The 13,930-nt window shown below is 73.7% G+C and carries 13 protein-coding genes; 6 read left to right on the plus strand and 7 right to left on the minus strand.

Features of this window, described 5'->3' with window-relative positions; all coding sequences use genetic code 11:
• Positions 1-55 precede the first annotated feature (55 nt).
• The 3 genes from ACPXCS_RS09560 to ACPXCS_RS09570 all read left to right on the plus strand — a co-directional run bounded on the left by ACPXCS_RS09560 (position 56) and on the right by ACPXCS_RS09570 (position 1,176).
• Positions 56-127 (plus strand): putative leader peptide, encoded by a 72-nt coding sequence (locus ACPXCS_RS09560; RefSeq protein WP_310851512.1) that lies wholly within the window; start codon positions 56-58, stop codon positions 125-127.
• Between the two features lie 93 nt (positions 128-220).
• Positions 221-760, plus strand: coding sequence for a cysteine dioxygenase (locus ACPXCS_RS09565; protein ID WP_425944934.1), 540 nt, complete (start codon positions 221-223; stop codon positions 758-760).
• Positions 751-1,176: a rhodanese-like domain-containing protein gene (locus ACPXCS_RS09570; RefSeq protein ID WP_425944978.1), complete on the plus strand. Its 426-nt coding sequence runs from the start codon at positions 751-753 to the stop codon at positions 1,174-1,176. Before ACPXCS_RS09565 ends, ACPXCS_RS09570 begins: the two co-directional genes overlap by 10 nt.
• A 40-nt stretch (positions 1,177-1,216) precedes the next feature.
• On the opposite strand, the gene recX is transcribed toward ACPXCS_RS09570, so the two are convergent.
• Both recX and recA read right to left on the minus strand, forming a co-directional pair.
• Positions 1,217-2,170, minus strand: a complete 954-nt coding sequence (gene recX / locus ACPXCS_RS09575) for a recombination regulator RecX (RefSeq protein WP_425944935.1) — start codon at positions 2,168-2,170, stop codon at positions 1,217-1,219.
• 3 nt (positions 2,171-2,173) lie between these two features.
• Positions 2,174-3,298: a recombinase RecA gene (gene recA, locus ACPXCS_RS09580; protein WP_425944936.1), complete on the minus strand. Its 1,125-nt coding sequence runs from the start codon at positions 3,296-3,298 to the stop codon at positions 2,174-2,176.
• Between the two features lie 351 nt (positions 3,299-3,649).
• Between recA and ACPXCS_RS09585 the strand changes: the two genes are divergently transcribed.
• On the plus strand, positions 3,650-4,204 hold the full coding sequence (locus ACPXCS_RS09585; protein ID WP_425944937.1) for a hypothetical protein: 555 nt from the start codon (positions 3,650-3,652) through the stop codon (positions 4,202-4,204).
• 69 nt (positions 4,205-4,273) lie between these two features.
• On the opposite strand, the gene ACPXCS_RS09590 is transcribed toward ACPXCS_RS09585, so the two are convergent.
• Positions 4,274-5,539 (minus strand): AI-2E family transporter, encoded by a 1,266-nt coding sequence (locus tag ACPXCS_RS09590; protein ID WP_425944938.1) that lies wholly within the window; start codon positions 5,537-5,539, stop codon positions 4,274-4,276.
• A 91-nt stretch (positions 5,540-5,630) separates the two neighbouring features.
• Entirely contained in the window at positions 5,631-5,825 is a 195-nt protein-coding gene (locus ACPXCS_RS09595; protein ID WP_425944939.1) for a DUF3046 domain-containing protein, read from the minus strand.
• Positions 5,826-5,905: 80 nt separating this feature from the next.
• Between ACPXCS_RS09595 and ACPXCS_RS09600 the strand changes: the two genes are divergently transcribed.
• The gene (locus ACPXCS_RS09600) at positions 5,906-6,850 is read left to right on the plus strand and encodes a hypothetical protein (protein ID WP_425944940.1); all 945 of its coding nucleotides are present in this window, start codon (positions 5,906-5,908) and stop codon (positions 6,848-6,850) included.
• Here ACPXCS_RS09600 and ACPXCS_RS09605 read toward each other — a convergent pair whose 3' ends face one another.
• The 3 genes from ACPXCS_RS09605 to ACPXCS_RS09615 are packed head-to-tail and all read right to left on the minus strand — an operon-like array spanning position 6,851 to position 8,728.
• Positions 6,851-7,156, minus strand: a complete 306-nt coding sequence (locus tag ACPXCS_RS09605; RefSeq protein WP_425944941.1) for an AzlD domain-containing protein — start codon at positions 7,154-7,156, stop codon at positions 6,851-6,853.
• Positions 7,153-7,875 (minus strand): AzlC family ABC transporter permease, encoded by a 723-nt coding sequence (locus tag ACPXCS_RS09610; protein ID WP_425944942.1) that lies wholly within the window; start codon positions 7,873-7,875, stop codon positions 7,153-7,155. The genes ACPXCS_RS09605 and ACPXCS_RS09610 overlap by 4 nt, the downstream gene beginning before the upstream one ends.
• Before the next feature lie 22 nt (positions 7,876-7,897).
• Positions 7,898-8,728, minus strand: coding sequence for an AraC family transcriptional regulator (locus ACPXCS_RS09615; RefSeq protein ID WP_425944943.1), 831 nt, complete (start codon positions 8,726-8,728; stop codon positions 7,898-7,900).
• 184 nt (positions 8,729-8,912) lie between these two features.
• Here ACPXCS_RS09615 and ACPXCS_RS09620 point away from each other — a divergent pair, with 184 nt between their 5' ends.
• A complete protein-coding gene (locus ACPXCS_RS09620) occupies positions 8,913-13,886 on the plus strand; it encodes an ATP-dependent helicase (protein WP_425944944.1) in 4,974 nt (1,657 codons plus the stop codon).
• Positions 13,887-13,930: the final 44 nt, after the last annotated feature.

Genomic DNA, 13,930 nt, shown 5'->3' on the forward strand with positions numbered 1-13,930 from the left:
TGAGTTGACCCGTCCGGGCGGCCATGGTTCACTCCGGTGCGTGACCGACACCTGTGTGCGCCTGTGGCGGAGGGTCCATATGGACCTCCTTCGCTATGCGGGCTGCGTGTGTCGCCCGTCCTGCTGACTTCGCATCCTTCTTCCCGCGCGCGCCGCGCCCTGTCCGCGTCGGCTGCCGCGCCCTCTTCGCGAACCCTCACCAGGCTTCAGGACGGCACCCGTGTCTGTATCCCCTTCCGCGCCCTCTTCTGTCTCCACCGCCCGTTCGGCTCCGACGCAGGCCGACCTCTACGACTTCGTCCGGCGCACGGCCGCCGACCGTGAGCTCATCGCCTCCCTGCCGCTCGACCCGGAGGGCCGCACCTGGGTGCGACTGGACGGCCCCGGCGGCAGCGAAGCCTGGCTGATCGGCTGGCCGCCCGGTACGGGCACCGGCTGGCACGACCACGCCGACTCCATCGGCGCCTTCCTGACCGCGTCGGGCGAACTCAAGGAGAACTCACTCGCGGCCCGGCTGCCCACCGACGGCTGGAAGACCCTCGAACTCACCGAGGGCGTCGACCGGGAACGGCGGCTGCCGGCCGGCCAGGGCCGCGCCTTCGGCCGCCATCACGTCCACGAGGTGCTCAACGAGTCCCGCGACCGGCACGCGATCTCCGTCCACGCCTACTACCCTCCACTGCCGCAGATCCGCCGCTACAGCCGCAGCGGGCCGATCCTGCGCCTGGAGCAGGTGGAGCGGCCGGAGGACTGGCAGTGAGCGCCCCGGAGTCCGGGCAGGACAGTGAGGGTCGGTCTCCCGTGGGGATCGACGCGCTGCTGGAGCGCGTACGCGCGAGCTACCGGCGGATCGAGCCGCGGGAGGCGTACGAGGCCGCCCGGGCCGGCGACGCGCTGCTGGTGGACATCCGCTACGCCGCCCTGCGCGAACGGGACGGTCTCATCCCCGGTGCCGTCGTCGTCGAGCGCAACGAACTGGAGTGGCGCCTCGACCCGCAGGGGAGCCACCGTCTTCCCGAGGCCACGAGTCACGCCCTGCGCGTGGTCGTGATCTGCAACGAGGGATACGCCTCCAGCCTGGCCGTGCAGTCCCTGCACCAGTTGGGGCTGCGCCGGGCCACCGACCTGGTCGGCGGCTTCCAGGCGTGGCGGGGAGCGGGACTTCCGGTGGAGTGAGCCGGATGCCCGGGGAGGGGCGCTTCGGCCGGCTTCCGGCTCAGAACTCGTCGCCGACCGGGAAGTCCGGGTCTTCGCCCTCCTCCTCCAGCGCCTGTCGGACCACGCGCAGCGCCATGCCCTCGGGGTAGCCCTTGCGGGCGAGCATGCCCGCGAGGCGGCGCAGCCGCTTGTCCCGGTCGAGCCCTCGGGTGGAGCGCAGCTTCCGGTCGACGAGCTCCCGCGCGGTCGCCTCCTCCTGCTCGGAGTCGAGCCGGGAGACGGCCTCGTCGATCAGCGTGGAGTCGACGCCTTTCGTGCGCAGCTCCCGGGCGAGCGCCCGCCGGGCCAGCCCACGGCCGTGGTGGCGGGACTCCACCCAGGCGTCGGCGAAGGCGCTGTCGTTGATGAGGCCGACCTCTTCGAACCGTGACAGCACCTCCTCCGCGGCCTCGTCCGGGATCTGCCGCTTGCGCAGGGCGTCGGCGAGCTGTTTGCGCGTTCGCGGGGTCCCGGTCAGCAGGCGCAGGCAGATCGCCCGGGCCTGCTCGACCGGGTCCCCCGGAGGCGCCTCCTGCTCGGCCCTCGACGAGGCAAGGGCGCCTCCGTCCTCGGCGTCGGCCGCCTCACCGAAACCACGCCGACGCCGCCCACGCCCCCGGCGCGTCCCGCCGCCACGCGAGTCGCCCCGGGGAGGCCTGGGAGTGTCTCCCCCGTACGCTCCTTCGTCCTCACGCCGGTCGTCGTACCCGTGGGGATCGGCATATCCGTGCGGACTCTCGTGCGCGTGCGGATCGTCACCCCCGTACGGATCATCCCCGTGCGGACCGCTGCCCCCGTGCAGCCGGTCGCCCCCGTGCAGCCGGCCGCGCGCGTCCAGCCCCGCGTCTGGCGCGATGTCCTCGTGCGTGTCCGCCCCGTCCACGGCCGAGCCCGTCCTCTCTCCGGTGCCCCTCCCCCGTGGGGCACCGGAGGCGGCGTACTCGTACTCCGCCCAGTCGGTTCGTCGTGTCACGGGTCAGCTCTTGGCTGCCGCGGCCTTGGACTTGGTGGCCTTGGCCGCTGCCGGGGCGGGGACGGCCGGGGCCGCGTCGGCCGGGGCGGGAACCGCGGCGTCCGTGCCCTGCTGGGCGGCAGGCTCCGCGGGGCGCACGCCGACGCCCAGCTTCTCCTTGATCTTCTTCTCGATCTCGTTCGCCAGGTCGGGGTTGTCCTTGAGGAAGTTGCGCGCGTTCTCCTTGCCCTGGCCGAGCTGGTCGCCCTCGTACGTGTACCAGGCGCCGGCCTTGCGGACGAAGCCGTGCTCCACGCCCATGTCGATCAGACCGCCCTCGCGGCTGATGCCCTGGCCGTAGAGGATGTCGAACTCGGCCTGCTTGAAGGGCGGCGCGACCTTGTTCTTGACGACCTTGCAGCGGGTGCGGTTGCCGACCGCCTCCGTGCCGTCCTTCAGGGTCTCGATGCGGCGGATGTCGATGCGCACCGAGGCGTAGAACTTCAGGGCCCGGCCACCGGTCGTGGTCTCCGGGGAGCCGAACATCACGCCGATCTTCTCGCGGAGCTGGTTGATGAAGATGGCGGTGGTCTTGGACTGGTTGAGCGCGCTGGTGATCTTCCGCAGGGCCTGGCTCATCAGGCGGGCCTGCAGACCCACGTGGCTGTCGCCCATCTCGCCCTCGATCTCAGCGCGCGGGACGAGCGCCGCGACGGAGTCGATGACGATGAGGTCGAGGGCGCCGGAGCGGACCAGCATGTCCACGATCTCCAGGGCCTGCTCGCCGTTGTCCGGCTGGGACAGGATGAGGTTGTCGATGTCGACGCCGAGCTTCCTCGCGTACTCGGGGTCGAGGGCGTGCTCCGCGTCGACGAAGGCGACCTGGCCGCCGGCCTTCTGCGCGTTCGCCACCGCGTGCAGGGTCAGGGTGGTCTTACCGGAGGACTCCGGTCCGTAGATCTCCACGACGCGGCCGCGCGGCAGACCGCCCACGCCGAGGGCCACGTCCAGGGCGGTGGATCCGGTCGAGATGACCTCGATGGGCTCCTGGGTCCGGTCGCCCATGCGCATGACCGCGCCCTTGCCGAATTGCCGTTCAATCTGTGCGAGCGCGGCATCCAGGGCCTTCTCGCGGTCGGTTCCTGCCATGGGTTCCACCCGATTTGCTTGAGTCGATCGCTTCACGTCAAAGACGCTAACGCCTGCCACTGACAATGCGCCTCGACGCCCGTCCGGCCTGTGGATAACTCGGGCACTTCTCCACCCAAACTACGTCGAAACGCCCGTCGTTGAGCCTTGCCGGTGCCTCCATAAGAATGGATGTTCGATTTTGGTGTCAAGCGCACCACGCGGCACTCCCGACACCACGAGGCCCGGATCCAGACCCCAGTCCCCGCAACGACCGGGCCGGACAGCCGGCACAACATCCGCGCCACCCGCGCCGGAGTACCGTGCCCCGCATCGCCGCGTTCACGCAGCCGGAGGCAAGGGGGGAAGGCGATGTGCCGGATCGACGCCGCCGCCAAGGAGGCCGCCGTCGCACGCTTCCTCCGGAAGTTCCCCTCCGCGGCCGAGACCGGCCGGGAGCACCCCGCGCTGCGCGGCTGCGGCACGATCGCCCGGCAGGAGTTCCCCGGGTGCCCCGCCGACGTCCCGGCCCTGCTGCGCGCACTGCTCGACGCGGCCGCGGCCGCCGAGGCGGAGAGAGTGCTCTGCGACGTCCTGATGGACGGTGTCTTCCACATGGGCCCGGCCATGCCGACGGCCCTGCCGTACCTGATCCGTCTCACGGCCGACCCGCAGGTACCCATACGGTCCACACTGCTCGAGCTGCTGCTCGTGGTCGCGGAGCTCTCGCACCCCGTGGACGAAGGCGGCGAGCGCGCGGTGCGGCTCTTCGGCGGCGACCGGGACCACCCCGAACGCGCCCGGTGCCGGGCGGTCTTCGCCGACCATGCCGACGTGCTGCGCGCCCTGCTGGAGGACGAGACCCTACCCGGCGAACCGCTTCGTCCCGACGAACGGGAAAGCCTGCTGCAGGCCGCGGCCGTGTGATGACCGGGCACCTGGCCGCTCAGGCGCTCAGCCGCCCAGCCACTTGCAGGACCGGTGGCATCCGGTCCTTCAGGAGCCGTCTTCCCGCGGGCCCTCGTCCGCGCCCCGCTCCCCCGGTCGCCGTGCCACCCACAGCCCCCGCGCGCGGGTCAGCAGCCCCGGTCCCTCACCTCTTCGGTGGCCGTGGACCCGAGGGTCGTCCGTGACGTCGTAGCGCTTCACATACGCCCCGAGGAAGGCCTGCAGGGTCGCGATGGCGGGGATGGCGATCAGCGCGCCGACGGCGCCGAGGAGCGCGGTGCCCGCGATGACCGAGCCGAAGGCGACCGCGGGGTGGATGTCGACGGTCTTCGAGGTCAGCTTGGGCTGCAGCACGTAGTTCTCGAACTGCTGGTAGATGACGACGAAGATCAGCACCCACAGCGCGTACCAGGGGTCCACCGTGAACGCGATCAGCATGGGCAGCGCGCCCGCGAGATACGTGCCGATGGTGGGGATGAACTGCGACACCAGGCCCACCCACACGGCGAGCACGGGCGCGTAGGGCACGTCCAGCGCCTGCAGCAGCACGAAGTGGGCTATGCCGGAGATCAAAGCCATCAGACCGCGCGAGTACAGATAACCGCCGGTCTTGTTCACTGCGATCTCCCACGCGCGCAACACCTCGGCCTGCCGGGCGGGCGGCAGGACGGAGCAGATGGTGCGGCGCAGTCGCGGCCCGTCGGCGGCGAAGTAGAACGAGAACAGCGCGACCGTCAGCAGCTGGAACAGGCCCCCGATGACCTGTGCGGAGACGTCGAGGACACCGGTGGCGCTGTTCTGCACGTAGTTGCGCAGCCAGTCGGAGCGGAGCAGGCCCTCCTGGATGTCGACGCGCTTGAGATCGGTCTCGAAGTGCGCGTTGACCCAGTTGATGACGGAGTCCAGGTAGTCCGGGAACCCCTCGACCATCTTGATGATCTGGCCGGCGAGCATGGACCCGAGGAGCGTGACGAAGCCCGCGGCCACGATCACCACGCCGATGAAGACGATGAACGCCGCGAACCCCCGGCGCAGGCCGCGCGAGGCCATCCAGCTCACCGCGGGCTCGATCGCGAGGGCCAGGAAGAACGCGATGAGGACGTTGATCAGCAGGCCGGTGAGCTGGTGGAACGCCCAGCTGCCGAGCTGGAAGACGGCGACGAGCGCGAGCGCGAGCACCATGGCCCGCGGCAGCCAGCGCGGCATGCGGCCGTTCGGTCCGGCGGCCCCGCCGGCGGGGGGCCGGGTGGGGGGCGTCGGTCCCGACGGGGATGCCTGCGGGGCTGCCTGCCCGGTCTCGTCAGTGGGTGCCACGGACCAAGTCTCACCCACGCCACCGACAGCCGTCTGCCCGCCTGCGATCTTCGTGGCCGGCCGGCCCTCCGGGGCGGCCCGTCGGCAGGGGTCAGCGCCTCTCGCGGGGCACGTCCATCACCGAGCAGACCACCTGCCAGACCTCTTTGGCGTCCCAGCCGGAGTCGAGCGCCTCGTTCACCGTGCGTCCGCCGAGGTCCGACATCACGTGGTCGCGCGCGAAGGTGTCGGCGTAGCCCGGACCGAAGTGCTCCGCCATCCGCTGCCAGAAGACCGTCAACCGCATGACTCCAGTATCCCGCCCCTGGGGGTGGGCCTGAGCCGGGACCGCCTGCGCGCGCCCCTTCGCGCCCTACGGTCGGTGCCATGGCCGATACCGGAGCACCCGCACTCCCCCCGACGCCCCTGCCGCACACTCCCGTGGCGCGCGCCGAACGCTTCGTCTGGCTCACCGCGCGCGTGCTGGAGCAACGCCTCTTCGCCCACCACTTCCGGGGTGGTGCCGCCGAGCCGGTGGAGGCGGCCCTGGACGCCTACCGCAACGGGGACGGCGGGTACGGCCACGCCCTCGAACCCGATCTGCGCGGCCCGGTCAGCCAGCCGCTGCACACCGCCCGTGCCCTGCGCGTCCTGGACGCCGTCGGGCGGTGCGCGGGCCAGCGGGTGGAGCGCATGTGCCGCTACCTGACGTCCGTCTCCACGGCGGACGGGGCGCTCCCGGCAGTGCACCCCAGTCAGCGCGGCTACCCCACAGCCCCGTTCCTGCCGGTCGTGGCCGACCCGCCCAGCGAGCTCCTGGCCACCGGTCCGGTGGTGGGCCTGCTGCACCGCAACGAGGTGTGGCACGCGTGGCTCTTCAGAGCCACGGACTTCTGCTGGCAGGCGGTCGAGTCCCTGGAGAAGTCGCACCCGTACGAGATCGAGGCCGCCGTGGCCTTCCTGGACGCCGTTCCCGACCGCCCGCGCGCGGAGGCAGCCGCCGACCGCCTGGGCCGCCTGGTGCGCGCGCAGGGCCTCGCGGTACTGGACCCCGACCGCCTGGAGGCGTACCCGGTCTCCCCCGGCTACGCCCCGGGAGAGCACCACTTCCCGTGCGACTACGCGCGGACCCCGGGCTCCCTCGCGCGCGGGTGGTTCACGGACGACGAGATGGCCCGTTCCCTGGACCACCTCGCGGCCCGGCAGGAGGAGGACGGCGGCTGGCCGGTCCGGTGGCGGCGGTGGGCCCCGGCCCCGGCGCTCGAGGCCCGTGCGATCGTGACGATCGAGGCGCTGCGCACCCTCGGCGCGTACGGCCGGTCCGTCGGCTGATCACGCCAGGGCCCGCACCCCCGCGGTCACCACCACGGCAGCCGCGACGACGACCAGGAAGGGCGCGCGCAGCAGCAGCGCCACGGCGGCGGCACCCAGCCCCGCTGCCCGCGCGTCCAGCACCAGTGTCTGTCCGTCGGCGAAGGTCTGCTGGGCCGTGAGGGCCGCCAGCAGCGCGACGGGCAGCAGGGCGGCCAGTCGTTTCACGACGGGCCGTTCCAGGGCGCCCGCGGGCACCAGCAGCCCGGCCAGTTTGACGGCGTAGCAGCCGAGGACGGTCACCCCGATCGCGATCCAGACGTTCATCGCCCGGCCTCCCGTCCCCTGCGCCGGCCGTCCGCCCACAGCACGGCGGGCGCCGCCAGCGCGGCCAGCAGCACGGGCACTCCGGCGGGCAGCACGGGCAGCAGCCCGATCCCCAGCAGTACCGCGAGCCCGGCTGCGGCCCGCTCGGTGCCGCTCCTGAGCATGGGTGCGAGCAGCGCCAGGAACACGGCGGGCCCCGCGGCGTCCAGGCCCCAGGCGTCGGTGTCCCCGATGGCCTCGGCGCCCAGGGCACCGAGCAGCGTGGTGAGGTTCCACAGCACGTACAGGCTCAGTCCGGTCACCCAGAAGCCGGTCCGTGCGGCGCGGCGCGTGGGCTGGGCCAGCGCGACGGCGGCCGTCTCGTCGATCACCCACTGGGCGGCGAACGGCCGCACCGCGCGCGGGAGGGCCAGCACCTGCGAAAGCCGCAGGCCGTAGAAGGCGTTGCGCACACCGAGGAAGAACGCCCCCGCGGCCGCCGTGAACGGGCTGCCGCCGCCCGCCAGGGCCCCCACCAGGGCGAACTGGGACGCGCCGGTGAAGACGAGGAGACTGAGCGCGCAGGTCTGCCACAGGGTGAGCCCGCTCCCGGCCGACGTCACGCCGAAGGCGAACCCGGAGAGCCCGACGGCCACCCCCACACCCAGGGCGTCCCGTATGACGGCCCGGTCCGGCTTCCCGTCGGTTCCTGCATCCTCGATAGCTGTCGTTTCTGCCACACACCGAACCTACGGCCGGCCGCTAGGGCGGGTCTTGTACGTTCTTGCGCTCGCGCTGATAGGCGCCCGGAGGGACGCCGACGATCCGGCTGAAGTGCCGGTTGAGGTGCGGCTGATCGGTGAATCCCACGGCCACGGCCACCTCCGAGGGCGCCGTCCCCGCGTCCAGCAGCCGCCGCGCCCTGCGCACCCGCGCGTCCGTCAGCCACGCGTGCGGCGGCATCCCGTAGGTGTCCCGGAAGGCCCGCAGCAGCGCGAACGGGCTGGTCCCGAGATCGGTGGCCAACCGCTCCAGCCCTGGTGGCCGCACCATGCGCTCCTCCAGCACGCCACGCGCGCGTGCCGCGATGGCCGCCCCGGCCGTGCGCACGGCACGCCTCGGCATGGGCCCGCCGTTCAGCCGGAGCAGCCTGGTCACGGCGACCCGCAGCAGCGTGTCGGCGGCCAGCGCGTTGCCCTCGTCCGCGGCCCGCAGCACCTGGTGCACGAGCCCGACGGCGTAGGGGTCGTCCACCACCGGGCTGACGAATCCCGGCGTCCCCCGCAGGGCCGTCGTCTCGGCCGCGATCTCCGCCACCACGTCCACCGAGGGGTACACGGCGCCGTAGCGCCAGCCCTCGGGAACCCCGGCCCGCCCGGTGTGCGGCGTGTCCGGGTTCACCAGCGCGAGGGCCCCGGCACCCGCGTACTGGTCGCCCCCGCCGTGGTGGAACACCTCCACGCCGTCCGCGATGGCGGCGATCACGAAGTTCTCGTGCGTGTGCCGCACGAAGGTCTTGCGCACGTACCGGGCCCGCAGCAGATCCACCCCGGGCAGCTCCTCGTACTGCCAGTGCCGCGCGCGCTCACTCATCCCTCCATTGTCCGGCCTCCGGCCGACGGCGAAACGGCGGGCGGGGACCACCGCGAAACGCCGGGCGGGGACCACCACCGAGCGCCCGGCGGGCGCACCGCGGACCACCGCCGTCCCGGCCCCGGGACGGCGGGCGGAGTCGCGGCGACCCGCCGTTGTCAGTGGCGGGGTGCACGATGGACGCATGGTCAGCACAGCGCCCGGCCCCCTCGACGGCTTCTCACCCGCGACCCGCGCCTGGTTCACGGGTGCCTTCCCCGCGCCCACCACCGCCCAGTCCGGCGCCTGGCAGGCCATCCACGAGGGTTCCGACGTGCTGGTCGTGGCCCCCACCGGCTCCGGCAAGACCCTGGCCGCCTTCCTGGCCGCGCTGGACCAGCTGGCCTCGACCCCTCCCCCCGCCGACCCCAAGAAGCGCTGCCGCGTCCTGTACGTCTCCCCGCTCAAGGCCCTGGCCGTGGACGTCGAGCGCAACCTCCGCAGCCCTCTGACGGGCATCCGCCAGGAGTCCGTGCGGCTGGGGCTGCCCGAGCCCGAGGTCAAGGTGGGCATCCGTTCGGGAGACACGCCCGCGGCGGAGCGCCGCGCCCTGTCCACCCGCCCGCCGGACATCCTGATCACGACGCCGGAGTCGCTGTTCCTGATGCTGACGTCGGCCACGCGCGACGCGCTGACCGGTGTGGAGACGGTGATCCTCGACGAGGTGCACGCGGTGGCCGGCACCAAGCGCGGCGCCCACCTCGCCCTCTCCCTGGAGCGGCTGGACGACCTCCTCCCGAGGCCCGCCCGCCGCATCGGCCTGTCCGCTACGGTCCGCCCGGTCGACGAGGTGGCCCGCTTCCTCTCCCCGCGCCGCAAGGTGGAGATCGTCCAGCCGGAGTCGGGCAAGGAGTTCGACCTGTCCGTGGTCGTCCCGGTCGAGGACCTGGGCGAGCTGGGCGGCTCCCCCGTGTCGGACGGCTCGGAGGGCGCCGAGCGCCCGTCGATCTGGCCGCACGTCGAGGAGCGGATCGCCGACCTGGTCCAGTCCCACCGCTCCACGATCGTCTTCGCGAACTCCCGCCGCCTCGCCGAGCGCCTGTGCAACCGCCTGAACGAGATCGCGTACGAGCGGGCCACGGGCGAGCCCCTGGACGAGCACCACTCCCCCGCCGAGCTCATGGGCGGCTCGGGGGCCGCCCAGGGCGCGCCCCAGGTCATCGCCCGGGCGCACCACGGCTCGGTGTCCAAGGAGCAGCGCGCTCTGGTGGAGGAGGACCTCAAGGCGGGCCGCCTGCCGGCGGTCGTGGCCACGTCCAGTCTCGAGCTGGGCATCGACATGGGTGCCGTCGACCTCGTCGTCCAGGTCGAGTCGCCGCCTTCGGTGGCCTCCGGCCTCCAGCGCGTGGGCCGCGCGGGGCATCAGGTGGGCGCGGTCTCCACCGGCGTGGTCTTCCCGAAGTACCGCGGCGACCTGGTCCAGGCGGCGGTGGTCACCGAGCGCATGCGCACCGGCGCCATCGAGTCCCTCAAGGTCCCCGCCAACCCCCTGGACGTCCTGGCGCAGCAGCTCGTCGCGATGACGGCGATGGACACGTGGCAGTTCGACGACCTTCTGGCCGCCGTCCGCCGGGCCGCCCCCTTCGCCTCCCTCCCCGAATCCGCCTTCACCGCGGTCCTGGACATGCTCGCCGGCCGCTACCCGTCCGACGCCTTCGCCGAACTGCGCCCGCGCGTGGTGTGGGACCGCGTCACCGGCGAGATCACCGGCCGCCCCGGTGCCCAGCGCCTCGCCGTCACCTCCGGCGGCACGATTCCCGACCGGGGCCTGTTCGGGGTCTTCCTCGCCGGATCGGACCCCAAGAAGGGCGGCGGCCGGGTCGGCGAGCTCGACGAGGAGATGGTCTACGAGTCCCGCGTCGGTGACGTCTTCACGCTCGGCACGAGCTCGTGGCGCATCGAGGACATCACCCGGGACCGCGTCCTGGTCTCCCCCGCCCCGGGCGTGCCGGGCCGGCTGCCCTTCTGGAAGGGCGACCAGCTGGGCCGCCCGCTGGAGCTGGGCCGGGCGCTGGGCGCGTTCCTGCGCGAGGTCGGCTCGATGCCGAAGGACGACGCCCGTCTGCGCCTGGTCGCGGCCGGGCTAGACGCCTGGGCGGCGGACAACGTGCTGTCGTACCTGCACGAGCAGCGGGAGGCCTGCGGACACATCCCGGACGACCGGACGATCGTCGTGGAGCGCTTCCGCGACGAGCTGGGCGACTGGCGCGTGGTCGTGCACTCCCCCTTCGGCGCGCAGGTGCACGCCCCCTGGGCGCTCGCGCTCGGGGCGAAGCTGTCCGAGCGGTACGGCATGGACGCGCAGGTGATGCACGCCGACGACGGCATCGTGCTGCGCCTGCCGGACGCCGACCTGATGGGCCTGGACCTGCTGGACCAGGAGCCGGTGAAGGCGGGCCGGGAGTACGACGCGGAGCAGGCCCCCGTGGGCGCCGCCGACGTCGTCTTCGACAAGGGCGAGGTCGACCAGGTCGTCACCGACCAGGTGGGCGGCTCGGCCCTGTTCGCCTCCCGCTTCCGCGAGTGCGCCGCCCGCGCGCTGCTGCTGCCCCGCCGCAACCCGGGCCGGCGCACCCCGCTGTGGCAGCAGCGGCAGCGCGCCTCCCAGCTGCTGCAGGTGGCGAGCGAGTTCGGCTCGTTCCCGATCGTCCTGGAGGCGATCCGCGAGTGCCTGCAGGACGTCTTCGACGTGCCCGGGCTGGTCGAGCTGATGGGCGACCTGGAGTCCCGCAAGGTCCGCCTCGTCGAGGTCACCACCCCCGAGCCGTCCCCCTTCGCGCGCTCCCTCCTGTTCGGCTACGTCGCCCAGTTCCTGTACGAGGGCGACTCCCCCCTCGCCGAGCGCCGTGCCGCCGCCCTGTCGCTGGACTCCCGGCTGCTGGCCGAGCTCCTGGGCCAGGCGGAGCTGCGCGAGCTGCTGGACGCCGAGGTGCTGACGGAGCTGGAGCGGGAGCTGCAGTGGCTCACCGAGGACCGCCGCGTCAAGGACGCCGAGGGCGTCGCGGACCTGCTGCGCCTGCTCGGCCCGCTGACGGACGCGGAGCTCGCCGAGCGGGGTGCCGAGCCGCGGTGGGCCGAGGAGCTGGCGGGCACCCGCCGCGCCATCCGGGTCCGGATCGCCGGTGCCGACCACTGGGCGGCCATCGAGGACGCCGGCCGCCTGCGCGACGCGCTGGGCACCGCCCTGCCGGTCGGCGTCCCGGAGGCCTTCACGGAGCCCGTCAAGGACCCGCTCGGCGACCTCCTCGCCCGCTACGCCCGCACCCACGGCCCGTTCACGTCGGCCACCGCCGCCGCCCTCTTCGGCCTGGGCGTCGCCGTCACCGAGGGCGCCCTCCAGCGGCTCGCCGCGGCGGGCCGGGTCGTCCAGGGCGAGTTCCATCCGGCCGGGATCGGTCAGGAGTGGTGCGACGCGACCGTGCTGCGCCGGCTGCGCCGCCGTTCCCTGGCCGCCCTGCGGCACGAGCTGGAGCCGGTGCCCCCGGCGGCGCTCGCCCAGTTCCTGCCCCAGTGGCAGCACATCGGCAAGGGGCACTCCCTGCGCGGCGTCGACGGGCTGGTGCGCGCCATCGAGCAGTTGCAGGGAGCGTCCGTGCCGGCCTCCGCGCTGGAGAAGCTGGTCCTGCCGTCGCGGGTCGCGAACTACGCCCCGGCGATGCTGGACGAGCTCACGGCAGCGGGTGAGGTGATCTGGGCCGGGGCGGGCTCCCTGCCCGGCAAGGACGGCTGGGTCTCCCTCTACCTGGCGGACGCGGCCCCCCTGCTGCTGCCGCCCCCGCACCCGCTGGAGCTGACCGCCCTGCACCAGTCGGTCCTGGACACGCTCTCCGGCGGCTACGGCCTGTTCTTCCGCCAGATCGCCGACCAGGTCCGCGCCACCACCCATCCCGAGGCCGGCGATCCCCAGCTGGCCGACGCCCTGTGGGATCTGGCCTGGTCGGGCCGTCTGACCAACGACACGCTCAGTCCTCTGCGGTCCCTGCTCGGCTCGGGACGCACCGCCGGCTCCACGGCCCACCGCGCCAAGCGGGCCGTCCCGCGCGGCCGCTACGGCTCCCTGACGGCCGCGGCCCGCACGGCGTCGCGCTCGGGGCCGCCGACGGTGGCCGGCCGCTGGTCCCTGCTCCCGTCCCACGAGGCCGACCCGACGGTGCGGGCCCACGCCCTGGCCCGCACCCTCCTGGACCGGCACGGCGTGGTCACCAGGGGCGCGGTCGCGGCGGAAGGCGTCGAGGGCGGCTTCTCGGCGACGTACCGCGTCCTGTCCGTCTTCGAGGAGAGCGGCCAGGCCCGCCGCGGCTACGTGGTGGAAGGGCTCGGCGCGGCACAGTTCGCGATGGACGGCGCCGTGGACCGGCTCCGGGCGGTGTCCAACGCCCGCGACCGCGGCGAGACCCTGCCCGGCCCGCCCCCGGGCCCCGGCCTCGACCCGTTCGCGGGCGCCGAACCGTTCGCGGGCACCGACTCGTTCGCAGGCACCGACCCCGACCCCTTCCCGGCCCATGACTTCGCCGGGCCGGACGACTCGGCCCCCTCCACCGACCACACCGACGACCCGGGCCCCGACGGTTTCCCCGCACCGGGTTCCGCGTACGAGCCGCCGAAGCCGGCCCCGGGCGAGTGGATCTCCCCCCGCGACTACGCGCCGCAGGGCGCCCCGCCCTGGCAGAACGGCGGACGGGCGGCCTACGACTCCGGATTCTCCGGCCGCCGCACCCGCGCGGACGCCTCCCGGGCCGTGGTGCTCGCTGCCGCCGATCCGGCCAACGCGTACGGCGCGGCCCTGCCGTGGCCCGAGCCCCCGACCGGTGCCGGCCACAAGCCGGGCCGCAAGGCGGGTTCCCTGGTGGTGCTCGTCGACGGTGAGCTGACGCTCTACATGGAGCGCGGCGGCAAGACCCTGCTCGCCTGGGCCGCCGACCCGGAGGGCGACCCGGGCGACGACCCGCGCCTGCACACCGCGGCGGAGGCCCTGGCCTCGGCCGCCCGCGCGGGCTCCCTGGGCACGGTCACGGTGGAACGGGTCAACGGCGCCCAGGCGCTCACCTCCCCCGTCGGCACCCTCCTGGAGGGAGCGGGCTTCATCGCGACACCCCGGGGCCTGCGCCTGCGCGCCTGACGACCACGTCCGGGGCTCTCCGACGGTGAGTGCGGCCGTCGTGC

The organism is Streptomyces sp. DT190, from assembly GCF_049846985.1.
Taxonomy (GTDB): Bacteria; Actinomycetota; Actinomycetes; order Streptomycetales; family Streptomycetaceae; genus Streptomyces.

What these genes read in the sequence shown, in the direction of transcription:
- ACPXCS_RS09585 (WP_425944937.1), top strand. Translation starts at nt 3,650, where the DNA reads ATGTGCCGGATCGACGCCGCCGCCAAGGAGGCCGCCGTCGCACGCTTC.
- ACPXCS_RS09620 (WP_425944944.1), top strand. Translation starts at nt 8,913, where the DNA reads ATGGTCAGCACAGCGCCCGGCCCCCTCGACGGCTTCTCACCCGCGACC.
- ACPXCS_RS09615 (WP_425944943.1), bottom strand. Translation starts at nt 8,728, where the DNA reads ATGAGTGAGCGCGCGCGGCACTGGCAGTACGAGGAGCTGCCCGGGGTG.
- ACPXCS_RS09595 (WP_425944939.1), bottom strand. Translation starts at nt 5,825, where the DNA reads ATGCGGTTGACGGTCTTCTGGCAGCGGATGGCGGAGCACTTCGGTCCG.
- ACPXCS_RS09600 (WP_425944940.1), top strand. Translation starts at nt 5,906, where the DNA reads ATGGCCGATACCGGAGCACCCGCACTCCCCCCGACGCCCCTGCCGCAC.
- recA (WP_425944936.1), bottom strand. Translation starts at nt 3,298, where the DNA reads ATGGCAGGAACCGACCGCGAGAAGGCCCTGGATGCCGCGCTCGCACAG.
- ACPXCS_RS09605 (WP_425944941.1), bottom strand. Translation starts at nt 7,156, where the DNA reads ATGAACGTCTGGATCGCGATCGGGGTGACCGTCCTCGGCTGCTACGCC.